The following is a 21731-nucleotide window of genomic DNA, read 5'->3' on the forward strand; positions in this document are numbered from 1 at the left end:
GGAGATCTGCGATGCGATTTACTGACATATTTATAAAACGGCCTGTGCTGGCGATCTCGCTCAGCTTCCTGATCGCCTTGCTGGGCTTTCAGGCCATCTTCAAGATGCAGGTACGGGAATACCCCGAGGTGACCAACACGGTGATCACCGTCAGCACTGGCTACTATGGCGCCAGTTCTGATCTGATCCAGGGGTTCATCACCCAGCCGCTGGAACAGGCGGTCGCGCAAGCCGACAACATCGACTTCATGACCTCCTCCAGCCAGCTGGGCAGCTCCACCATCACTGCGTACATGAAGCTCAACACCGACCCCAACGCCGCGCTGTCCGACATCCTGGCGAAGGTGAACTCGGTGCGCTCCCAGTTGCCGAAAGAGGCGGAAGACCCGTCGGTCACCTCCTCCACCGGTTCAACCACAGCGGTGCTCTACCTCGGCTTTACCAGCCCGGAGCTCAACTCCAGCCAGATCACCGACTATCTGGAGCGGGTTATCAAGCCGCAGCTCTTTACCGTGGGCGGGGTCTCCAAGGTTGACCTCTACGGCGGTGTCGAGTTTGCCCTGCGGGTATGGCTGGATCCGGCCAAGATGGCGGCCTTCAACCTGACTGCCAGTGACGTGATGACGGTGCTCAACAGCAACAACTATCAGTCCGCGACAGGTCAGGCGACCGGTTACTTTACCCTGTTCAACGGCAACGCCGAGACCCAGGTCAAGGATGTCGACGAACTGAAGCGTCTGGTCGTTGCTACCCGTGACGGCAAGGTGATCCGCCTTTCCGACATTGCCAAGGTGACCCTCGAGAAGAGCCACGACATCTATCGCGCCAGCGCCAACGGCCGCGAAGCCGTGGTCATGGCGGTCAACGCCGCGCCGACAGCCAACCCCATCAACATCGCCCACGATGTGCTGGCGTTGCTGCCTAGCCTTGAGCGCAATATGCCGAGCACCATGCGTCTCAACGTGATGTATGACTCAACAGTGGCGATCAACGAGTCCATCCACGAGGTTATCAAGACCATCCTGGAGGCAGCCGCCATCGTTCTGGTGGTCATCACCCTGTTCCTCGGTTCGTTCCGCGCGGTCATCATCCCGATCATCACCATTCCGCTCAGTCTTATCGGCGTGGTGATGATGATGGATATGTTCGGCTTCTCGATAAACCTGATGACTCTGCTGGCGATGGTGCTGGCGATCGGTCTGGTGGTGGATGACGCCATCGTGGTGCTGGAGAACGTCGACCGTCACATCAAGGAGGGTGAAGAGCCCTTCCGGGCAGCCATTATCGGTACCCGTGAAATTGCGGTGCCGGTTATCGCCATGACGGTTACTCTGGCGGCGGTATACGCGCCTATTGCCCTGATGGGTGGTATCACCGGCTCCCTGTTCAAGGAGTTTGCCCTGACGCTGGCTGGCGCCGTGTTCGTCTCGGGCATCATCGCCCTGACTCTGTCACCGATGATGTGTTCCAAGATGCTCAAGGCCAACGAGCAGCCAGGCAAGTTCGAGAGCACAGTCCATCACCTGCTGGAGCGGATGACCGATCGCTACGACAGCATGCTGCACGCCGTGATGAAAAAGCGCCCCGTCATCGTGGTGTTCGCCGTCATCGTCTTCGCCAGCCTGCCGCTGCTGTTCAAGTTCATCCCGAGCGAACTGGCACCGTCAGAGGACAAGGGGGTAATGGCAGTGCTGGGTACCGCACCGTCCAACGCCAACCTGGACTACATCGAAAACACCATGGCGGATGTGAACAAGATCCTGGACGACCAGCCCGAGATCGCCTTCTCCCAGGTCTTCTCAGGGGTGTTCAACGCCAACCAGGCGTTCGGTATCGCCTCCATGGTGCCCTGGAGCCAGCGTGAAGCGAGCCAGAAAGAGGTGCTGGACCGGGTCGCCAATCTGGTGAAAGACATTCCGGGTATGGCCATCACCACCTTCCAGTTCCCGGAACTGCCGGGTGCATCGAGTGGTCTGCCGATCCAGTTCGTCATCACCACCCCGAACAGCTTCGAAAGCCTGTTCCTGGTGGCCGGTGAAATTCTGGCAGCGGCGCAGAGTAACGGTCAGTTCGTCTATTCGGATCTCGATCTGAACTACGACTCCGCCACCATGAAGATCCGCATCGACAAGGACAAGGCAGGTGCCTACGGCATCACCATGCAGGATATCGGAATCACCATGGGCACCATGATGGCGGACGGTTACGTCAACCGTATCGACCTGGATGGCCGCTCCTACGAGGTGATCCCGCAGGTCGAGCGCAAATACCGTCTCAATCCGGAGTCCATCAAGGGCTATTACGTGCGGGCCGCAGACGGCAAGTCGATCCCGCTCGGCAGCCTGATCAGCATTGAAGTGGTTGGCGAGCCCCGCGCCCTGCCCCACTTCAACCAGCTGAACTCCGCCACCATAGGCGCCGTTCCGGCTCCGGGCGTGGCCATGGGTGATGCGATCAACTGGTTCCAGACCACCGCCGACGAGAAGCTGCCGCAAGGCTATCGTTACGACTTCATGGGTGAAGCCCGTCAGTTCGTCACCGAAGGCAATGCGCTCTATGCCACCTTCGCGCTGGCACTAGCCATCATCTTCCTGGTGCTGGCAATCCAGTTCGAGTCGGTGCGTGACCCGCTGGTCATCATGGTCTCTGTACCGCTCGCCATCAGCGGGGCCTTGATTGCCCTGGCATGGGGTATGGCGACCATGAACATCTACTCCCAGGTGGGCCTCATCACCCTGGTGGGTCTGATTACCAAGCACGGTATCCTGATCTGTGAAGTAGCAAAGGAAGAGCAGCTGCTGCGCGGCATGAACCGGATGGAAGCCGTAATGCAGGCTGCCAAGGTGCGTTTGCGTCCGATCCTGATGACCACTGCCGCCATGATTGCCGGTCTGATCCCGCTGCTCTACGCCGCTGGCGCCGGTGCGGCACAGCGTTTCAGTATCGGTATCGTCATCGTGGCAGGTCTTGCCATCGGTACCCTGTTCACCCTGTTCGTGCTGCCGGTGATCTACACCTATCTGGCTTCCGAGCACAAACCCTTGCCGGTATTCGATGAAACCATTCCGCCCAAAGCAAACGGCGGACATTAATCATCAATCACATGCAAAGGCCCCGATACGGGGCCTTTTTTATGCTTCGCAGGAAAGACGACATAAGTGCATGAAGCAGTTAAACTAAAAAACACCACATCCAGACCGCAAGGACGCCATGTCAGGACTCTTCACCAAGACCGCCAGGGCCGTAGGCCGCAACGGACTCTCATATCGCCTGCTCTCCTACATTCTGGTCTGCAGTACCGTATTGGCGATGATCATTACGGCGCTGCAACTCGCGTGGGATTACCGCAAGGATGTCGCCGTCATCGAAGACAGCATCGGCCAGATCGAGGCCTCTTTCCTGCAACCCATCGCTGCCAGCTTGTGGAACCTAGATGAAGAGCAGGTCAAAGTGCAAATTGAAGGGATCATGAACCTGCCCAACATGCAGTTCGTGATGGTCAAGGAGATGCTCGGCAACTCCGAAGTCCCGCTACTGACCCAGGGGGTCGAGCGGGAAAGCTATGATATCTCCCGCGAATTCAACCTCACCTATCAGGGTGAAATCGTCGGCAAGCTGTTCGTTGCCGCCTCTCTCGAGCAGATCTACCAGCGCCTCATCGAAAAATCGGTGCTGATCATGGTCAGCCAGACCATCAAGACCCTGGTGGTCTCATTTTGCATCCTGATCATCATTTATTATCTGGTAGTCAGGCACATCAACCGCATCGCCAACTACGCCCAGAAGTTCAACCTCGATCGGCTCGACATGGCGCTAGAGCTGGAAGGCCGCCCGCAGCCACGCAAGAAACCCGATGAGCTGGATACCCTGGTCTCCACCCTCAACCAGATGCGTACCCGACTGCGTGACGAGCTGGTTGCTCGCCATCAGGCGGTCGAACAACTGCAAAAGGAACGGGACTTCTCCGCCACCCTGATCAACTCCGCCAACATGGTCATCTGCTGCATGGAACCGGATTTGACCATCGCCAGCATCAACCCGGCAGCCATACTGCTGACCGGCTACCACCAGCAAGAATTGTTGCAGCACAACTGGCTGGATCTCTTTGTCAGCCCGGCGCAACGGGAAGAGCTGAACGATATTCTGACGGCGGAAGGTTCACTGTCAGACAAAGAGGTCATCATGCATGACCAGCAGGCCCATGAGCTGGTACTGCAATGGACCTTCGTCCCCTTCTACGATGGTCCCAACCTCAAGTACCAGATCGGCTTCGGCTACGACATCACCCAGCTGAAAAAGGTCGAGCGGGAGATAATCCAGCTCAACGAGCAGCTGGAGGGCAAGGTGGTGGAGCGTACCCGCAGCCTGAGCGAAGCCAACAACCAGCTCGGCAAGGCGTACGACGACCTGAAACAGGCCCAGCAGACCCTTGTGGAGTCCGAGAAGATGGCCTCCCTCGGCTCGCTGGTAGCCGGGGTGGCACACGAGATCAACACTCCGATCGGCATCAGCGTGACCGCCTCCTCCTACCTGCAAGAGCGGGTCGCCGACTTCAAGTCCCATATCGACTCCAAGCAGCTGTCGCGCTCCTATCTCAACGAGTTCACCGTCAACCTCGACGAATCGATGCAGCTGCTGCAGAGCAACCTGCGGCGCGCCTCCGAGCTGATTGCCAGCTTCAAACAGGTAGCGGTCGATCAGTCATCGGAAGCGCGCTACAACTTCAGTCTCGCCGACAACCTCCATCAGGTAGTGGTCTCGCTTGGCCACAAACTGAAGAAGAGCCAGTGCGAAGTGGATATCCAGTGCGATCCCAAGCTGTCGATCTTCTCCTTCCCGGGCAGTTTTACCCAAATCTACTCGAACCTGATCCTCAACTCCATCAACCACGGGTTCGACAACTGGGACAAACCGAAGAAGATCACCATCAAGGTGGAACAGCAGGGAGAAGAGCTGTTTATCGACTACTCGGACAACGGCCGCGGCATCCCGCCCGAAATCTTGCCGCGCATCTTCGATCCCTTCGTCACCTCCAAGCGGGGTCAGGGCGGCAGCGGTCTGGGCACACACATCATCTACAACCTGGTGGTGCAACTGCTGAAAGGCCGTATCAGCTGTGCCAGCGAACCGGGCCAGGGCGCCCAGTTCCATATTCGCCTGCCGATCCAACATAACTGAGCGCTGGCTCTTGTGAGCCAGCCGCTTTATCCCCATCATGCTGTGATTGCATTCTTAATGAGCGGAGAACCTCGCAATGGCACAGCATTTTGACTATATCGCCATCGGCGGTGGCAGCGGCGGTATCGCCTCAGCCAACCGGGCTGCCATGTACGGTAAGAAAGTTGCCCTGATTGAAGCCAAAGAGTTGGGTGGAACCTGCGTCAACGTAGGCTGCGTACCGAAGAAGGCCATGTGGTATGCCGGCCAGATCGCCGATGCCCTGAAATATGGCGCCGACTACGGCTTTGACACCACCCTCAACCACTTCAACTGGGCCAAGCTGGTCGAGTCCCGCCAGGCCTACATAAGCCGCATCCACCAGTCCTACCAGAACGTGCTGGGCAAGAACCAGATCACCGTCATCAAGGGCTTCGCCCGCTTCGTCAGCAGCAACACCATCGAGGTCAATGGCGAGCGCTACACGGCCGATCACATTCTGATCGCTACCGGTGGCCGCCCGGAAATTCCGGCGATCCCGGGAGCCGAGCTGGGTATCGACTCCGACGGTTTCTTTGACCTGCAAAGCCAACCCAAGCGGGTTGCCGTAGTGGGTGCGGGCTACATCGCAGTCGAGATCGCCGGCGTGATGCAGGCACTCGGCTCAGAGACCCATCTGGTGGTGCGCAAGCACGCGCCGCTGCGCAACTTCGACCCCATGATCAACGAGACACTGGTGGAAATCATGGCGCAGGAAGGGCCCAAGCTGCACACCCACGCCATTCCCAAAGCCGTGCTCAAAAACGCTGACAACAGCCTGACCCTGCAACTGGAAGATGGTCGCCACCTCACCGTTGACTGCCTGATCTGGGCCATCGGCCGAGTACCGGCTACTGAAAACCTGAATCTTGCCGCCGCAGGCATAGCGCTGGACGAGAAGGGCTTTATCCCGACCGACAAGTTCCAGAACACCGCCGTCGCCAACATCTATGCAGTGGGTGACAACACGGGTCGCATCCAGCTCACACCTGTAGCCGTCGCGGCAGGCCGCCGCCTCTCCGAGCGGCTGTTCAACAACAAGCCGAACGAACACCTCAACTACGATCTGGTGCCGACCGTGGTGTTCAGCCACCCGCCCATCGGCACCATAGGCCTGACCGAACCTGAAGCCATCGCCGAATACGGCGAGGACCAGGTGAAGGTCTACCGCAGCCAGTTCACCGCCATGTACTCTGCACTGACCCAGCATCGCCAGCCCACCCGGATGAAGCTGGTCTGTGTCGGCCCGGAAGAGAAGGTGGTCGGTCTGCACGGTATCGGCTTTGCGATGGATGAGATCCTGCAAGGCTTCGGCGTCGCCATGAAGATGGGAGCCACCAAGGCTGATTTCGACAACTGCGTTGCTATCCATCCGACCAGCGCGGAAGAGTTCGTCACTATGCGCTAAGGGCAGATGAAGTTGGCCTGTCACGAGCAGCCGGCGTCTACAGCCATGTAACCCCTTCACCCAAACCCGGCTCAGGCCGGGTTTTTTGATCACTCCTCGCCATTTCTCTCGCAAATCCGTCGTTCTTTACGCCGATTTTACGCCTGCCACATGGCGCTTTATGGCGCCTTTACGCCTGTTTTACATACCCTTTCCAGCGTCAATGACACCAACAGAGTCGATATGGTCTTACATCGGCTCTCGCAGCTAATTATCTCAATGGAGTCGATATGAATTGGCTATATCTGCTGCTCGTCCTCGCCTTGATGGCCTATCTGATGCGCGCACTCACGCGCAGTCACGAGTGAGGAACTAGAACATGTGGCAAGAAATAATCTATCCGGTGGCCTTCGTGCTGCTGGTTCTGCTACCGGCACCGCTGCTGGGCAACTACATCTATCGGGTATTTGAAGGCAAAATCCGCTGGCTGGCACCGGTCGAGCGCGCCACACTGGCTTGCTGTGGCACCGATGGACGGGAGCAGGACTGGAAGTCCTACGCCCTCAGCTTGCTGGCCTTCAACGGCGCCGGTTTCGGTCTGCTGTTCCTGATCCTGATGGCGCAGGGGTTGCTGCCCCTCAACCCGCAGCAACTGCCGGGTCTGAGTTGGCAACTGGCATTCAACACCGCGGTCAGCTTTATGACCAACACCAACTGGCAAGCCTATTCCGGTGAGGCCAGCCTCTCCTACTTCAGCCAGATGGTGGGGCTGACCACCCAGAACTTCGTCTCCGCAGGGACGGGCGCAGCCGTCGCCATTGCCCTGTTCCGCGGTATAGCCCGTCAGCAGACCATCAACCTTGGCAACTTCTGGCAGGATCTGGTGCGTTTCTGCCTCTATGTGCTGCTACCCATCGCGCTGATCATGGCGCTGGTGCTGGTATGGCAAGGTGTTCCGCAAAGCCTCTCCGCCTATCTGTCGTTCCACGGTGTGGAAGGTCAGGAGCAGCTGCTGCCTCTCGGCCCGGCGGCCTCGCAGATCGCCATCAAGCAACTGGGCTCCAACGGCGGCGGCTTCTTCGGCATCAACTCGGCACATCCGTTCGAGAACCCGACCGCCCTCTCCAACTGGCTGGAGATGGTCGCCCTGCTCACCATCGCCGCAGCCATGGTCTTTACTCTGGGCCGCTATGTGAAGAACATGGCCCACAGTCGCGCCATTCTCGGCGCAATGACCCTCATGCTGGTGCTGGGGCTCTTCGTCTCCCTCTCCCAGGAGCTGAAACCGGATCACGCCCTCGCCCAGCTCACCACTGACGCCAGCAATATGACTGGCAACTGGGAAGGCAAGGAGAGCCGCTTCGGCCCTGTGCTCTCCAGCATCTGGGAAGTAGCGACCACTGCCGCCTCCAACGGTGCCGTCAACGCCATGCACGACAGCTTTACTCCGCTCGGCGGCATGGTGGGCATGATCAACATGCTGCTGGGTGAGGTCATCTTCGGCGGGGTCGGCTCCGGTATCTACGGCATGATGCTATTCGTACTGCTGACCGTGTTCCTGTGCGGTCTGATGGTGGGTCGCACCCCGACCTATCTGGGCAAACGGCTCGGTATCACCGAGATGAAGTGGGTGGTTGCCAGCATGCTGGTCATGCCGGTGGGGGTTTTGGTGATCGGCGGCGTCACCCTGCTGATGCCGGATGCCAGCACCATCATCGGCCATGATGGCCCGCACGGTCTGTCACGCCTCATCTATGCCTACGCCTCGGCTGCCGGCAACAACGGCTCCGCCTTCGCCGGTTTTGCCGCCGGTGACAACTGGCAGTGCATCGCCATCGGTCTGGCCATGCTGCTCGGTCGCTTCGGCTACATCATTCCGGTACTGGCCATCGCCGGTCAGCTGGCCCGTGCGCCCCGTCAGGAGACGAGCGAAGGGGACTTCCCCATCAGCGGCCCGCTGTTCGTTACCCTGCTGATCATCACCGTCCTGCTGATAGGTGGCCTCTCCTTCCTGCCGGTGCTGGCACTGGGCCCTGTGGCCGAACATCTGAGTCTGATCGGAGGGGCACTCTGATGAACCTGACCCTGTCGATCACCATCCGGATGCCAATCGCCAACTATCTGATGCTGGGAGCTTTCCAATGAGCAAGTCCACTGCAATGAGCACCGACACCATGTTGGTGAAGGGCAAAAAACAGAAATCACAGATCATCCAGGCAATGGTTGAGGCCCTTTATCGCTTCAATCCCAAGGCGCTGTTTGGCAGCCCCATCCTGTTCACCCTCTGGCTGGCCGCAGTCATGGCGACCGTGGAGTCCCTGCTGGGGCAGCCTTTCTCCGGCGTTGCTCCCTCACTGGCCTGGCAGCTGACCGCCTGGCTCTGGCTCACCCTCTGGTTTGCCAACTTCGCGGAAACCCTGGCCGAGGGGCGCGGCAAGGCTCGCGCCGACAGCCTGAAGGCGGGCATGAGCCAGCTCAAGGCCCGTCGGGTGGCGAATGCCAAAGATGGTCAGGGCGAGTGGGTACCCGCCACCAGCCTGATGAAGGGGGACCTGGTGCTGGTACGCAGCGGCGAGATGATCCCGGCCGACGGCGAAGTGGTCGCCGGTATCGCCTCGGTCAACGAAGCCGCCATCACCGGCGAATCCGCCCCCGTCATCCGCGAGTCGGGCACCGACCGCAGCGGCGTGACCGGCAACACGACGGTCGTCTCCGACGAGATCTGGGTGCGCGTCAGCAACAATCCGGGCGAGAGCACGCTGGATCGCATGATTGCACTGGTGGAAGGGGCCAAGCGCCAGAAGACCCCCAACGAGATGGCGCTGGATGCCCTGCTGGTCGGGCTGACCCTCATCTTCCTACTGGTGGTCGCCACCCTGCCCTGGTTCCTCGACTACAACGGCACCCAGGTCCCGCGTCTCTACCTGATCGCGCTCTTTATCACCCTGATCCCGACCACCATCGGCGGCCTGCTCTCCGCCATCGGCATTGCCGGCATGGATCGACTGGTGAAACTGAACGTGATTGCCAAATCGGGCCGGGCCGTCGAAGCGGCCGGTGACGTGCGCACCCTGCTGCTGGACAAGACCGGCACCATCACCTTCGGCAACCGGATGGCGGATGAGCTGATCCCGGCCCCCGGAGTCGACCCCGCCCTGCTGGCACAAGCCGCCATGCTGGCCTCGCTGGGTGACAACACCCCGGAGGGCAAATCCATCCTGACTCTGGCCAGCAAGAGCATGGCCAAGCCGAGCCAGCTGGAGAGCGACAAGGTGATCCCCTTCAGCGCCGAAACCCGGCTGAGCGGACTGGATCGCAACGGTCATCAATATCGCAAGGGGGCGGTAGATGCCGTGCTGAACTACCTCAGCCTCGACCGCAAGGCGGTACCTGAGCTGGTGCTCAAGTCAGTCGACAGCATCGCCCGCCAGGGTGGGACTCCGCTGCTGGTCTGCACGCAGGAGAAACTGCTGGGGGTGGTCTACCTCAAGGACATCATCAAGCCCGGTATCAAGGCTCGCTTCCAGATCCTGCGCCACATGGGGATCCGCACCGTGATGATCACCGGCGACAACCCGAAAACCGCCGCCGCCATCGCCGCCGAAGCCGGGGTGGATGACTTCATCGCCGAAGCGACACCGGAGAAGAAGCTCGCCTATATCCGTCAGGAGCAGGCCGATGGTCGTCTGGTTGCCATGTGCGGTGACGGCGCCAACGATGCGCCCGCGCTGGCGCAGGCTGATGTGGGGCTGGCCATGAACGAGGGTACCCAGGCCGCCAAGGAGGCGGGCAATCTGGTGGATCTCGACTCCAACCCCACCAAGCTGCTGGATGTGGTGCTGGTCGGCAAACAGCTGCTGGTGACCCGTGGCGCCCTGACCACCTTCTCCATCGCCAACGACGTGGCCAAGTACTTTGCCATCCTGCCAGCCCTGTTCATCGCCGCCTACCCGCAACTGGGGGCACTGAACCTGATGCAGCTGGGCAGCCCGCAGAGCGCCATCCTGTCGGCCATCATCTTCAACGCCCTGATCATCGTAGCGCTGGTGCCGCTGGCACTGCGTGGTGTCGACCTGAAAGGCTCGGCCGCCAGCCTGCTGCGCCGCAACCTGTTGATCTACGGGGTCGGTGGTCTGCTGGTGCCTTTCATTGGCATCAAGCTGATCGATCTGGTCATTACCGGCCTGGGTCTGGTGTAACGACATAACCGGGATGCGGGGCAGACCCGCATCCCCAGCCATCCTTTTGGAGCAAGAGAATCATGATAGCAATCAGAACCCTGTTGACCCTGACCCTGCTGCTGGGGGTCGCCTACCCGCTGGCGGTCACCGGGCTGGCCCAACTGCTGTTCCCCTGGCAGGCCAACGGCAGCCAGCTGACCGACAGCAAGCAGCAACTGATCGGCAGCGCCCTGCTAGGGCAGAAATTCGCGCGGGCTGACTACTTCCATCCCCGTCCCTCCGCCAGCGATTTCAACTCCATTGGCGGCAGCGCCAGCAATCTGGGGATGAGCTCACCGCTGCGGGCAGAGTTTGCCGAACAGGTGGCCAAGGCACAGCCTGGAACCAGCTCCCCCGCCATGCTGACCCGCTCCGCCTCCGGCCTCGATCCCCACCTGCCGCTGGATGCGGCGCTGGCTCAGGTGGACCGCGTCGCCAAAGAACGTGGACTGGATCCCGCCCAACTGACGGAGCAGGTCAAGTCGGCCACACAAGCTGGTATCCTTGGCCCGCAGGTGGTCAACATTCTCCAGCTGAATCTGCAACTGGATCATCAAAAGGGCGCCTGATGGCGCCCATTCCGGTTTGGTGATGACCTCGATTTTCGAAACGGGCAGTTGGCTCGATAGGGATAACAATGGCTGATGTAGCAAGCGCTGATGCCCTGCTGACGAGTCTGATGCAGGAGCATGGGGATGCGTGATGAGGTAAGGGCCGACGCCCTGCTGGCGAGCCTGGAACAGGAGCACAAGGGCAAGCTGAAGGTGTTTCTCGGCGCAGCTCCCGGCGTGGGAAAGACCTACGCCATGTTGCAGGCGGTGCGGGAACAGGCCAAGGAGGGGGTCGATATCCTGATCGGCGTGGTGGAGACCCACGGCCGTCAGGAGACCCTGGCCCTGCTCGACAAACTCGCCATCATGCCGCGCAAGATCCACATGCACCGCCAGCAGCGACTGGAAGAGATGGATCTCGACGGCCTGCTCGCCCGCAAACCGGCCATCGCCGTGGTGGACGAGCTGGCACACAGCAACGCCCCCGGCAGCCGCCACGAGAAGCGCTGGCAGGATGTGGAGGAGCTGCTCAACGCCGGGATCGACGTCTACACAACCCTCAACGTGCAGCATCTGGAGAGCCTCAACGATCTGGTGTGGCAGCTGACCGGGGTCAGGGTGAAAGAGACCCTGCCCGATCAGGTGCTGCTGGAAGCCGACAGTCTGGTGCTGATCGACCTGCCCCCCAAGGAGCTGCTCGGCCGCCTCAAGGAGGGCAAGGTCTATGTGCCCCATCAGGCCAAGGCTGCGTTGCAATCCTTCTTCTCCCTCAACAACCTCACCGCATTGCGGGAGCTGGCGATGCAGACCGCCGCCAGCCATGTGGAGGGCGATCTGCAACTGCAATGGCAGGCGGCGGGCAAGACCACATTGCCGCTGCGGGGCAAGCTGATGGTCTGCCTCGGCAACCAGCACGGGGCTGCGCTGGTGCGTTATGGCCACCGCTTTGCCCAGCGTCGCCAGCTGCCCTGGCTGGTGGTGCATGTCGACAGCAATGGCCACAGCTCGGCCGACGTGGAGCAGGCGCTGGCGCTCGCCTCCCAGCTGGGAGCCAAGGTGCTGACCCTCTCCAGTCCGGCGGTCGCCAATACCCTGCTGGAGACTGCCGAGCAGCAGCAGGTCTCCCAGCTGCTGCTTGGCAAACCCCACAAGGCGCCGTGGCGTCGCTCGCTGGTGCAGCACCTGCTCAAGCAGGCGCAGGGGCTGGAGATCACCCTGGTCGATACCGAGAAGCAGAAACACAGAGTGGGGATGCGCTCCCCGACGCCGAAGGATATTCACCACAGCCTGCTGGCGGTGGCCATCATGGGGTTCACCTCGGCCATTGCATGGGGACTCTCCTACTGGCTGCCCCCCGCAGCGTTGCCGCTCATCTTCGTGCTGGGGGTGCTGGCGACAGCCCTAACCACCAGTCTCGTGCCCGCCACGCTGGCAGCAGTGCTGGGCTTTATCGCCCACAATCTGCTCTTCACCGCCCCCTACTTCTCCCTGAGCGTCGCCAACCACAGCGACCTGCTCACCCTGTTCGTGCTGCTTATCGTCGGCATGACGGCGGGGCGCCTCGCCTCCCGCCAGCGCCAGCAGCTGATCGGCCTGCGCGAGACCCAGCAGCTGGGCAATGCCCTGCTCTCCCTCAGTCAGGGGCTGGCGACCGCCAACAGCCCGGAGGAGGTGCTGAGACAAGGGGCCCAGGCCATCTCGCTGGCGCTTGGCCAGCCGACCGTAGTGATCGACAAGGATTTTCACGACCGCCTCGGCAACGAGAAGCACAGACCCGGCCAGACCGACAAGGCGGCCATCGACTGGTGTCTGGCCCAGAAGCAGAGCGCCGGGGCCCACACCGCCACCCTCAATGCTGCAGAGGCCCAGTATCACCATCTCAGCGACGATCTGGTGATCGGCATAACGCTGGCCAATCCGCTCTCCTCCTCTGCCGAGCATCAGCTGCAGGCGCTGCTCACCGACATTCGCGCCGCGCTGGCGCGGATCGACCTCAACGAGCGGCTGGCTGACAGCCAGTTGCAGGCGGAGACCGACCGGATGCGCGCGGCCCTGCTCTCCTCGGTCTCCCACGATTTGAAAACGCCGCTGGCCACCATCATGGGGGCTGGCAGCACCCTGCTGGAATATGGTGACCGGATCCCCGCCGAAGACCGTGACGAACTGCTCCACTCGGTGCAGGAGGAGGCACGCCGCCTGCACAGCTATGTGCAGAATCTGCTGGATATGACCCGCATCGGCTCCCCCGACTTCCAACTGAAACGGGACTGGGTCGATCTGGCGGATCTGGTGGAGAGCGCCCGCAAGCGGCTCGACTCCTCCTGGCGCCAGCACAAGCTGCTGGTCCATTTCGATCAGCATGTGCCCCAGCTCTATGTGCACGGCGCCCTGATCGAGCAGGTGCTGGTCAATATCCTCGACAACGCCTCCCGCTACTCGCCAGCTGGCACCCCCATCGAGTTCAAGGTGATGGTGGCCGAACCCGACCTCATCATCGATATCATCGATATCGGGGTCGGTATCGCCGAGTCGGATCGGGAGAAGATCTTCAACCTCTTTTACACCCAGCCGGTGGGTGATTGCGGCAGCCGTGGCACCGGGCTTGGCCTCGCCATTTCCCGCGCTATGATAGAGGCCCACGGCGGCAAGATTTGGGCCTTCTCCGGCCCCAATGGCAACGGAACCTGCATGCGCATCTCCCTGCCGCTCGCCCTCAATTCACCGGAGGTATGATGGCTGACCGCCAGCTTGGGTCACTCAACCCCTCCCACCATTCGCCTCTGGAGGTTCGATGGCGCACATTCTGGTCATAGATGATGAAGCGGCGATCCGTCGCTTTCTGCGGATCAGCCTGATTGCCGAGGGCCATCAGGTGAGTGAGGCGGTGGGGGTCAATGAAGGGCTGGAGCAGTATCGCCACCTCAACCCCGATCTGGTGATCCTCGATCTCGGTCTGCCGGATGGCGATGGCATTCAGGTGTTGCAGGCCATTCGCGAGCACCACCCCAATCCGGTGCTGGTGTTGTCGGCCCGTGACTCGGAGCAGGAGAAAGTGCGCTTGCTGGATGCCGGCGCCAACGACTACATGAGCAAGCCGTTCGGCATCGGCGAGATGATGGCCCGCATTCGCGTGCTGCTGCGCCAACGGGCGGGCGTCAGCAGCGGCGAGCGGCGCCACTTCCCCCAATGCGGCCTGACGCTTGATGTCAGCAGCCACAAGGTGACCATGAAAGACGAGGAGATCCCTCTCTCCCGCAAGGAGTTCGCCCTGCTGCAGGCGCTGGTGTGCCACCCCGGCAAGCTGGTGATGCAGACCCAGCTGCTCAACGACATTTGGGGGCCGAGCCACAAGGAGGACACCCACTACCTGCGCATCGTTATCGCCAGCTTGCGCAAAAAACTGGGGGATAACCCCCAGCAACCGACGCTTATCGAGACCGAATCCGGTATTGGCTACCGCTTTATCGGCAACTGATGTTTCACGTGGAACGACGCCCGCAGCAAATAAGTGCCAGCAGACCGCAGCCACTCAGCAACAGACCGAGATCCTGCAATCCGGCCGCCACCGCCAACCCCAGACTGAGCAGCAGGTAGTAGCCAAGCCCGAACAGGGCGCCAGCACTGCCAGCCACCTCGCGATAGGCCAACAGCGCCTGACTCAGCACATTGGGGATAGCCAGCCCGAAGGCCACCACCACACCCATCATGGGCAACAGGAACCAGAGACCGCCCTGACTCACCCAGACCAGCAGCCCGGCAATCAACGCCAGCACGCAAGCCAATCTGATCAGAGATGACGGCTGCCATCCTCTTCCCAGCAGATGCTTGTTGAGCAGGCTGCCGAGCAGAGTCGCCAGGGCCAGCAAGATCCCTGAGTAACCAAACTCGCCGGTGCTCAATCCCAATCCGGCAAACAGGAAGGGGGCCAGACTGTAGTAGCCAAACAGCATGGTGTTGAACAGGGCGACCAACATGGCACTGCGCCAGAGTCCGCCATCCTTCATCATCCGGCACGCCAGCGGCCAGAGTGCGACTCGCAGGCTGGTGGCCGGACGGGTTTCCGGCAACTGCCAGCAGGTCACCAGCAGCAAACCTACCGCCAGTATCAGCAGACCGCTGAACACTCCGAGATAGCCAAACCCGCTCGCCAGCTGCCCGCCACTGAGCAGCCCCAGCACCGGACTGAGTGAGAGCGCAATGCCCATCACCGAGAAGACCCGCGCCAGATCGCTCCCCTGATAGCTGTCGCGCAGCATGGTCTGGGTCACCACGGATCCCACCGCAGCGCCAAAAGCCGAGATAACCCGGGCCAGCAGCAGGGTTTCAAACTGATTGGCCAGCAGCGCCAACAAGGTGCCGACACCATAGGTGAGCAACCCGGCCAACATGGCGGGACGGCGCCCGATCAGATCGCAGAGCCGCCCCCAGCAGACCACGCCAACCGCAAACGCCAGAAAATAGACCGACAGGGTCTGGGATGCCTGCCCTTCGCTCACCTGAAACTGGGTAGAGATGTGGGTTAGGACCGGGCTGTAGATGGTCTCCACAATCTGGGGAAACATCATCAATCCCACCACCAGCCAGAGCGGTGGCAACTTGTTGTTCATGACAAACCTCCTTCACAAGAGGTCGCCATTCTAGAGAGATGCCGATTGTCTGATTACAATAAGCAGGACTATAAACATCAAAAATCGGACATATGGCTTTTATTCTTCCCGATCATCCTTTTGACCCCGACCAGCTGACTGGCAGCGTGATCGGCATTGCCTCCGCCCTCGGCTGGCACGACTCGGGCCTGCATCAACATCAACGCCATCAGCTGCTGTTCGCCCAATCCGGCTGCATGACCATGGAGCTGGAAGGTCGGGTCTGCCTGCTACCGCCCACCCGCGCTGCCTGGCTGCCAGCGGGCACCGCCCACAGGATCTTGATGCGCGGTGTGGTGGCCTACCGCTCTCTCTACTTCCAGCCATACCCCGAGTTGCCCGGCACGGTAGAGGTGTTGGCGGTCAATCCGCTGCTGCACGAACTGATCGAACGGATGGCACTCTGGCCGTGGGACAAACCGCAAGAGCAGCAACAACAGACGGTGGCACTGTTTATGGAGGAGTTGGGGCAGGCGCCGCGGGAGTCGTGGCAGTTGCCGCTGCCAACCGATCCCAGACTGGGCGACTGGCTACAGCGGTTAAAGCGGGGGGATGCCCTGCCGGAGCGGCTCAATCAGTTAGCCGGACAGATAGGCGCCAGTGACAAGACCATTGGCCGCATCTTTATGCGGGAGACAGGCATGAGCTATCAGGCGTGGCGCCAGCAGTGGCGACTGTTGCGCGCCATGGAGCTGCTGGCAGAAAGCGAGTCCATCAGCCGGATTGCCGCTGCGCTGGAGTTCTCCAGCGACAGCGCCTTTATCAGCTTCTTCAAACAACATACGGGACAGACCCCCCTGCGCTACCTCAACTCTCAGGGTGAGTCGCCACAGCCTGGCTCGCCTCCACCACCAGGGTATCCAGCGCCAGCGGTTTGAGGTTGTGCAGCGCATCCTGCACCACGGCATGGGATGCCTGTTGCAACTCGCTCTGCACATCCTGCTCCAGCTGGGCTCTCTCCAGCTCGGGCCGCGGGTTTTCGTTGGCCATCACGTTCAGGCTCAGGGCACTCACAATCAGGGTAGCGATCAGGATTTTCATCTGGTTTGCTCCGGTATGGTTGAGATGACCAGATAGCTATTCCAATAGTTGTGCCAATCCTCATGCAATTCATAACATGATGATTTTGTTTAAATTAACTATCTTGCAATACCAAATTGAGTCGCAAAATGCATCCCGCCCAGTCATTTTTAAACCAACAGTTGGTGATTTTAACCACGCTTGATTTTTGCACCATGTTCCACGTGGAACGTTCCATCTTTTTGATCGACACCCGCTTTTAAACTGAGCTATGGTGCTACATCCCCGTAACTCAAATCTGGATCTGTCACTGAATGGAATTTTCCTTGTTCGGCGAGAAGTTCACTCGCCACGCCGGCATTACCCAACTCATGGATGACCTCAATCAGGGGCTGACCAATCCGGACGCCATCATGCTGGGTGGCGGCAATCCGGCCCCGATCCCCGCCATGCTGGAGCGCTTTCAGGCCGAGGCCAAAACCCTGCTCGACAACGGCGAACTGGTGAAAGCGATGGCCAACTACGATGGCCCACAGGGCAAAGACAGGTTCACCAGGGCGCTAGCCGGACTGCTCAGCAAGGAGCTGGGCTGGGATATCTCAGCCCGCAATATCGCCCTGACCAACGGCAGCCAGAATGCCTTCTTCTACCTGTTCAACCTGCTGGCCGGTGAATTTGCTGATGGCCGCAAGAAGAAGGTGCTGTTCCCGCTCGCCCCCGAATACATCGGCTATGCCGACTCGGCGCTGGCCGACGACTACTTCGTGGCTTACAAGCCCACCATCGAGAAGCTGCCCGATGGCCAGTTCAAGTACCACGTGGATTTCGAGAGCCTGCAGGTGGGTGACGATATCGGGGTGATCTGCGTCTCTCGCCCCACCAACCCCACCGGCAATGTGCTGACCGACGAAGAGATCGAACACCTCGATCAGATCGCCCGCGACAAGGGGATTCCGCTGCTGATCGACAACGCCTACGGCGTCCCCTTCCCGGGCATCATCTTCAGCGAAGCCAAGCCATTCTGGAACACCAACACCATCCTCTGCATGAGCCTCTCCAAGCTCGGCTTGCCGGGCACCCGCTGCGGCATCGTCATCGCTGACGAGAAGATCATTCAGGCCATCACCAACCTGAGCGGCATCATCAATCTGGCGCCGGGCAGTCTGGGGCCTGCTATCACCATCCCGATGATCGAGAGCGGCGAGATCATCGCCCTCAGCGAACAGGTGGTGAAGCCCTTCTATCAGCAGAAGGCGGAGCTGGCGGTGCAGCAGTTGCGCGAAGCGATCCCCGACCCGCGCTTCCACATTCACAAGCCGGAAGGGGCCCTCTTCCTCTGGCTCTGGTTTGAAGATTTGCCGATCCACTGTCAGGAGCTCTATGAGCGACTGAAGGCGAAGAACCTGCTGATCGTGCCGGGTCACTACTTCTTCCCCGGTATCGATGACCCTGAGTGGCGCCACAGCCAGGAGTGCATCCGCCTCAACTACTCCCAGAGCGAGGAGCTGGTGCGCCGCGGCATCGCCATTCTGGCCGACGAAATCAATGCCCTCTACGCCGGCTAAGTCAGTCCGGCCAGCCAAAAACAGAAAGGCCTGCAGATGCAGGCCTTTGTTGTCTGTCGCGATCCGGTTTACTTAGCCGGGCAGCGCCAGCTGCTCGGGTTTGCCGATCGGGATGGCGCGGGGCTTGAGCGCCTCCGGCAGTTCGCGCGCCAGATCGATGGTCAGCAGACCATGCTCCAGCTTGGCGCCCTGCACTTCCACGTGCTGGCTCAGCTTGAAGGCGAGCTCGAAGTCACGCTCGGCAATCCCCTGATGGAGGAACTGACGCTCACCGGCCGCAGCCCCTTTGCGCCCCTTCACCTTGAGGGTGCCGTTTTCGGTCTCCAGCTCCAGCTCTTCGCGCTCGAAGCCAGACACGGCGACCGTGATGCGATAGCCATCCTGATCGCGCTTCTCAATGTTGTACGGGGGGTAAGCGGCGGTCTTCTGCTCAAACAGACCTTCCAGCTCACGGGCCATCCGCTCGAAGCCAACTGCGTTGGAATAGAGATGAGAAAAATCGAGGTTACGCATAATCCTATCCTTCTAAAAAGCAACAGGTTCAACTCTCCACAGGCCCGTCATCGGCACCCGGGAAATTTTAAAATTTCAGTGAATTCAGGCTATCAGCCGTTGATCTCGATCTTGCGCGGCTTCATCGCCTCGGGCACTTCACGCACCAGCTCGATGTGCAGCAAGCCGTTTTTCAGGTCGGCCCCTTTCACCCGCACATAGTCGGCCAGCTGGAAGCGGCGCTCGAAACCACGTTCGGCAATCCCCTGATAGAGATAGTTGCGCCCGGTGTCGGCCTGCTTGTTGCCCTTCACCGTCAGCAGATTTTCCTGGAAGCTCAGCTCCAGCTCTTCCTGGGTAAAGCCCGCCACCGCCATGCTGATGCGGTAGTCGTTGTCACCCAACTGCTCGATGTTGTAGGGGGGATAACCGGCATTGCCATTGCTGGCCGCAGATTCGATGAGATTGGCCAGACGATCGAAACCAATGGCAGAACGATAGAGCGGAGAAAAGTCGATAGAACGCATAGTATTACCCTCTTGTGAGCGATAACGGATTGTTTGCCCTCCTAATGGACGGGCGCCTGGTCGAAACCTCTGTCGAGCATTCCGGCCTTGTTACCTATATAGGGGCTCACTTTTTCCTTTCAAGGGGATTTTTTCAAATTTTTTAAATGTCCGCGCCGACCTTTGGCACATCAACCAGTTGGCCCGATAGTGATGATAATCGACCCGTGGGCCACTGATGGCAACTCGCTCCGTCTCCCATAATTGGTTGCATATCCACCAGCCAACATGGAGCCATCCCATGAAGATTACCCAGGTTCGCAACGCCACCTTGCTGCTCGACTATGCCGGCACCCGCTTTCTGATCGACCCCATGCTCTCGGCCAAGGGGGCCTTCCCAGGCTTTGAGGGCACCGCCAACAGCCAGCTGCGCAATCCGCTGGTCGAGCTGCCGCTGCCGATCGATGAGCTGGTCGATGTGGATGCCGTTATCGTCACCCACGACCATCCCGACCACTGGGATGACACCGCCAGAGCTCTAATCCCCAAACATCTGCCGCTCTTGGTACAACATCAGAAAGATGCCGATGCCATTCGAGCCAGTGGCTTTGAGGATGTGCGCCTGCTGAGCGACCAGCCCGAGTTTGCCGGCATTCGCCTGCAGCAGACCGGTGGCCAGCACGGCAGCGACCAGTTGATGGCGGTACTGGGCGAGCGAATGGGAGAAGTGTGCGGCGTGGTCTTCTCCCACCCCGATGAACAGTGCCTCTATCTGGCCGGTGATACCATCTGGCATCCCCGGGTCGAGCAAGCCCTGCAACAGCATCAGCCCGAGGTCATCATCCTCAACTGTGGCGATGCACAGGTGCCCGGACTCGGTTCCATCATCATGGGCAAGGAGGATGTCGCCGCCGTTTATCAGGCCGCACCGCAAGCCACGCTGCTCGCCAGCCATATGGAGGCGGTCAACCACGCCGTGCTGTCACGCCAGGAGCTGCGCGACTATCTGGCGGAACGGGGCATGATGGATCGGGTACGGGTGCCAGAAGATGGCGAGGCGATATCGCTGCGACCCGCAGGAGGGCCAGCCCTTCGGCTTTCACTGCCGAACGCTTATGATGAGGGGTCTGCGCGCAGAGAGGAGCCAACACCATGACCACCCCGATCGTTGCCGTGGTGACCTTCGATCACTTCAGCCCTTTTCACTGCGCCGTCCCCTGTCTCATCTTCGGCGATATCCTGCCGGGCCAGCCACTGTTCGAGCTCAAGATCTGCTGCGGCGATGGCAACCCTCATTCACACTCAGCGCAAGGCTTCACCATTCAGGCTCCCCATGGGATGGAGGTGCTGACCGAGGCGGAGATCATCGTCATCCCCTTCTGGCACGACCCGGCTGCACGACCACCAGCACAGCTGCTCGATGCCCTGATTGCCGCAAGAGCCAGAGGTGCCCGGCTGGTCGGACTCTGCCTCGGCACCTATGTGCTCGCCTACGCCGGGCTGCTCAATGGTCGCAAGGCATCGACCCACTGGGAGTACGAACAGGATTTCTGCCACCGCTTTCCCTGCGTGCAGCTCGATACCAACGCCCTCTATGTGGATGACGAGGGGCTGGTCACCTCGGCAGGTACTGCCGCCGGGCTGGACTGCTGCCTCTATCTGGTGCGCCAGTACCACGGCTCGGCCATCGCCAACAAGGTGGCGCGGCGGCTGGTGATCCCGCCTCACCGGGAAGGGGGGCAGGCCCAGTTTATCGAGCAGCCGGTGCCCGCCTCCACCCGCGATGTCCGGATGAACCAGTTGCTCGACCACCTGCGTGGCCATCTGGCCGACCCTCACACCCTGGACTCTCTGGCAGATCTCACCCTGATGAGTCGACGCACCTTTACCCGCCGTTTTCATCAGGCAACCGGCCTCTCGGTGGGTGAATGGCTGCTGGCGGAACGGCTCAGGCGCAGTCAGGAGCTGCTGGAGGTAAGCGGCCATTCCATCGATCGCATCGCCGAGCTGGTCGGCTTCAAGAGTGCTACCTCTCTGCGCAATCACTTTCGTGCCCGCTTTGCCATCTCCCCCAGCGAGTGGCGACGATCTTTTCGTGGCCAAAACCCCTGATACACAGACTCGATGTTCCACGTGGAACGAGCAACG

Annotated in this window: 16 protein-coding genes; 12 read left to right on the top strand and 4 right to left on the bottom strand. The window is 60.5% G+C overall.

From position 1 onward, the window contains the following. Nucleotides 1-11 precede the first annotated feature (11 nt). The 8 genes from AB5Y82_RS09110 to AB5Y82_RS09145 all read left to right on the top strand — a co-directional run bounded on the left by AB5Y82_RS09110 (nucleotide 12) and on the right by AB5Y82_RS09145 (nucleotide 14829). A complete protein-coding gene (locus AB5Y82_RS09110) occupies nucleotides 12-3092 on the top strand; it encodes a multidrug efflux RND transporter permease subunit (protein ID WP_005355755.1) in 3081 nt (1026 codons plus the stop codon). A gap of 118 nt (nucleotides 3093-3210) precedes the next feature. Continuing rightward, on the top strand, nucleotides 3211-5178 hold the full coding sequence (locus tag AB5Y82_RS09115; RefSeq protein WP_075116248.1) for an ATP-binding protein: 1968 nt from the start codon (nucleotides 3211-3213) through the stop codon (nucleotides 5176-5178). 76 nt (nucleotides 5179-5254) lie between these two features. After that, the gene (gene gorA / locus AB5Y82_RS09120; RefSeq protein WP_111900884.1) at nucleotides 5255-6604 is read left to right on the top strand and encodes a glutathione-disulfide reductase; all 1350 of its coding nucleotides are present in this window, start codon (nucleotides 5255-5257) and stop codon (nucleotides 6602-6604) included. 358 nt (nucleotides 6605-6962) lie between these two features. After that, on the top strand, nucleotides 6963-8657 hold the full coding sequence (gene kdpA / locus AB5Y82_RS09125) for a potassium-transporting ATPase subunit KdpA (RefSeq protein WP_257700674.1): 1695 nt from the start codon (nucleotides 6963-6965) through the stop codon (nucleotides 8655-8657). A 67-nt stretch (nucleotides 8658-8724) separates the two neighbouring features. Further along, nucleotides 8725-10782: a potassium-transporting ATPase subunit KdpB gene (gene kdpB / locus AB5Y82_RS09130; protein ID WP_047439857.1), complete on the top strand. Its 2058-nt coding sequence runs from the start codon at nucleotides 8725-8727 to the stop codon at nucleotides 10780-10782. 62 nt (nucleotides 10783-10844) lie between these two features. After that, nucleotides 10845-11372, top strand: coding sequence for a potassium-transporting ATPase subunit C (locus AB5Y82_RS09135; RefSeq protein WP_368173891.1), 528 nt, complete (start codon nucleotides 10845-10847; stop codon nucleotides 11370-11372). Nucleotides 11373-11498: 126 nt separating this feature from the next. Then, the gene (locus AB5Y82_RS09140; protein ID WP_368173892.1) at nucleotides 11499-14087 is read left to right on the top strand and encodes an ATP-binding protein; all 2589 of its coding nucleotides are present in this window, start codon (nucleotides 11499-11501) and stop codon (nucleotides 14085-14087) included. Nucleotides 14088-14145: 58 nt separating this feature from the next. Beyond that, nucleotides 14146-14829, top strand: coding sequence for a response regulator (locus tag AB5Y82_RS09145; RefSeq protein ID WP_005357169.1), 684 nt, complete (start codon nucleotides 14146-14148; stop codon nucleotides 14827-14829). 4 nt (nucleotides 14830-14833) lie between these two features. Here the strand turns inward: AB5Y82_RS09145 and AB5Y82_RS09150 are convergent, their stop codons facing one another. Further along, nucleotides 14834-15961, bottom strand: coding sequence for a multidrug effflux MFS transporter (locus AB5Y82_RS09150; RefSeq protein ID WP_111900880.1), 1128 nt, complete (start codon nucleotides 15959-15961; stop codon nucleotides 14834-14836). Between the two features lie 92 nt (nucleotides 15962-16053). Between AB5Y82_RS09150 and AB5Y82_RS09155 the strand changes: the two genes are divergently transcribed. Next, entirely contained in the window at nucleotides 16054-16878 is an 825-nt protein-coding gene (locus tag AB5Y82_RS09155) for a helix-turn-helix transcriptional regulator (protein ID WP_111900879.1), read from the top strand. Here the strand turns inward: AB5Y82_RS09155 and AB5Y82_RS09160 are convergent. After that, nucleotides 16808-17041, bottom strand: coding sequence for a hypothetical protein (locus AB5Y82_RS09160; protein WP_111900878.1), 234 nt, complete (start codon nucleotides 17039-17041; stop codon nucleotides 16808-16810). The genes AB5Y82_RS09155 and AB5Y82_RS09160 overlap by 71 nt on opposite strands. Nucleotides 17042-17334: 293 nt before the next feature. Here AB5Y82_RS09160 and AB5Y82_RS09165 point away from each other — a divergent pair, with 293 nt between their 5' ends. Beyond that, nucleotides 17335-18585: a valine--pyruvate transaminase gene (locus tag AB5Y82_RS09165; RefSeq protein WP_111900877.1), complete on the top strand. Its 1251-nt coding sequence runs from the start codon at nucleotides 17335-17337 to the stop codon at nucleotides 18583-18585. A 72-nt stretch (nucleotides 18586-18657) separates the two neighbouring features. Here AB5Y82_RS09165 and AB5Y82_RS09170 read toward each other — a convergent pair whose 3' ends face one another. Beyond that, nucleotides 18658-19098 (bottom strand): Hsp20 family protein, encoded by a 441-nt coding sequence (locus tag AB5Y82_RS09170; RefSeq protein ID WP_111900876.1) that lies wholly within the window; start codon nucleotides 19096-19098, stop codon nucleotides 18658-18660. 92 nt (nucleotides 19099-19190) lie between these two features. Next, a complete protein-coding gene (locus AB5Y82_RS09175; RefSeq protein WP_005339298.1) occupies nucleotides 19191-19604 on the bottom strand; it encodes an Hsp20 family protein in 414 nt (137 codons plus the stop codon). A gap of 280 nt (nucleotides 19605-19884) precedes the next feature. Here AB5Y82_RS09175 and AB5Y82_RS09180 point away from each other — a divergent pair, with 280 nt between their 5' ends. Next, nucleotides 19885-20739, top strand: a complete 855-nt coding sequence (locus tag AB5Y82_RS09180) for an MBL fold metallo-hydrolase (RefSeq protein WP_234888395.1) — start codon at nucleotides 19885-19887, stop codon at nucleotides 20737-20739. Next, a complete protein-coding gene (locus AB5Y82_RS09185; RefSeq protein ID WP_111900875.1) occupies nucleotides 20736-21695 on the top strand; it encodes a helix-turn-helix domain-containing protein in 960 nt (319 codons plus the stop codon). Before AB5Y82_RS09180 ends, AB5Y82_RS09185 begins: the two co-directional genes overlap by 4 nt. Nucleotides 21696-21731 lie beyond the last annotated feature (36 nt).

The sequence above is a fragment of the Aeromonas sp. s13 genome, assembly GCF_040907905.1.
In the GTDB taxonomy this organism is placed as follows: Bacteria; Pseudomonadota; Gammaproteobacteria; order Enterobacterales; family Aeromonadaceae; genus Aeromonas; species Aeromonas veronii.

What these genes read in the sequence shown, in the direction of transcription:
- AB5Y82_RS09170 (WP_111900876.1), bottom strand. Translation starts at nt 19,098, where the DNA reads ATGCGTAACCTCGATTTTTCTCATCTCTATTCCAACGCAGTTGGCTTC.
- AB5Y82_RS09110 (WP_005355755.1), top strand. Translation starts at nt 12, where the DNA reads ATGCGATTTACTGACATATTTATAAAACGGCCTGTGCTGGCGATCTCG.
- AB5Y82_RS09175 (WP_005339298.1), bottom strand. Translation starts at nt 19,604, where the DNA reads ATGCGTTCTATCGACTTTTCTCCGCTCTATCGTTCTGCCATTGGTTTC.
- AB5Y82_RS09155 (WP_111900879.1), top strand. Translation starts at nt 16,054, where the DNA reads ATGGCTTTTATTCTTCCCGATCATCCTTTTGACCCCGACCAGCTGACT.
- AB5Y82_RS09165 (WP_111900877.1), top strand. Translation starts at nt 17,335, where the DNA reads ATGGAATTTTCCTTGTTCGGCGAGAAGTTCACTCGCCACGCCGGCATT.
- AB5Y82_RS09160 (WP_111900878.1), bottom strand. Translation starts at nt 17,041, where the DNA reads ATGAAAATCCTGATCGCTACCCTGATTGTGAGTGCCCTGAGCCTGAAC.
- kdpB (WP_047439857.1), top strand. Translation starts at nt 8,725, where the DNA reads ATGAGCAAGTCCACTGCAATGAGCACCGACACCATGTTGGTGAAGGGC.
- AB5Y82_RS09145 (WP_005357169.1), top strand. Translation starts at nt 14,146, where the DNA reads ATGGCGCACATTCTGGTCATAGATGATGAAGCGGCGATCCGTCGCTTT.
- AB5Y82_RS09185 (WP_111900875.1), top strand. Translation starts at nt 20,736, where the DNA reads ATGACCACCCCGATCGTTGCCGTGGTGACCTTCGATCACTTCAGCCCT.
- AB5Y82_RS09115 (WP_075116248.1), top strand. Translation starts at nt 3,211, where the DNA reads ATGTCAGGACTCTTCACCAAGACCGCCAGGGCCGTAGGCCGCAACGGA.
- AB5Y82_RS09150 (WP_111900880.1), bottom strand. Translation starts at nt 15,961, where the DNA reads ATGAACAACAAGTTGCCACCGCTCTGGCTGGTGGTGGGATTGATGATG.
- AB5Y82_RS09135 (WP_368173891.1), top strand. Translation starts at nt 10,845, where the DNA reads ATGATAGCAATCAGAACCCTGTTGACCCTGACCCTGCTGCTGGGGGTC.
- kdpA (WP_257700674.1), top strand. Translation starts at nt 6,963, where the DNA reads ATGTGGCAAGAAATAATCTATCCGGTGGCCTTCGTGCTGCTGGTTCTG.
- gorA (WP_111900884.1), top strand. Translation starts at nt 5,255, where the DNA reads ATGGCACAGCATTTTGACTATATCGCCATCGGCGGTGGCAGCGGCGGT.
- AB5Y82_RS09140 (WP_368173892.1), top strand. Translation starts at nt 11,499, where the DNA reads ATGCGTGATGAGGTAAGGGCCGACGCCCTGCTGGCGAGCCTGGAACAG.
- AB5Y82_RS09180 (WP_234888395.1), top strand. Translation starts at nt 19,885, where the DNA reads ATGAAGATTACCCAGGTTCGCAACGCCACCTTGCTGCTCGACTATGCC.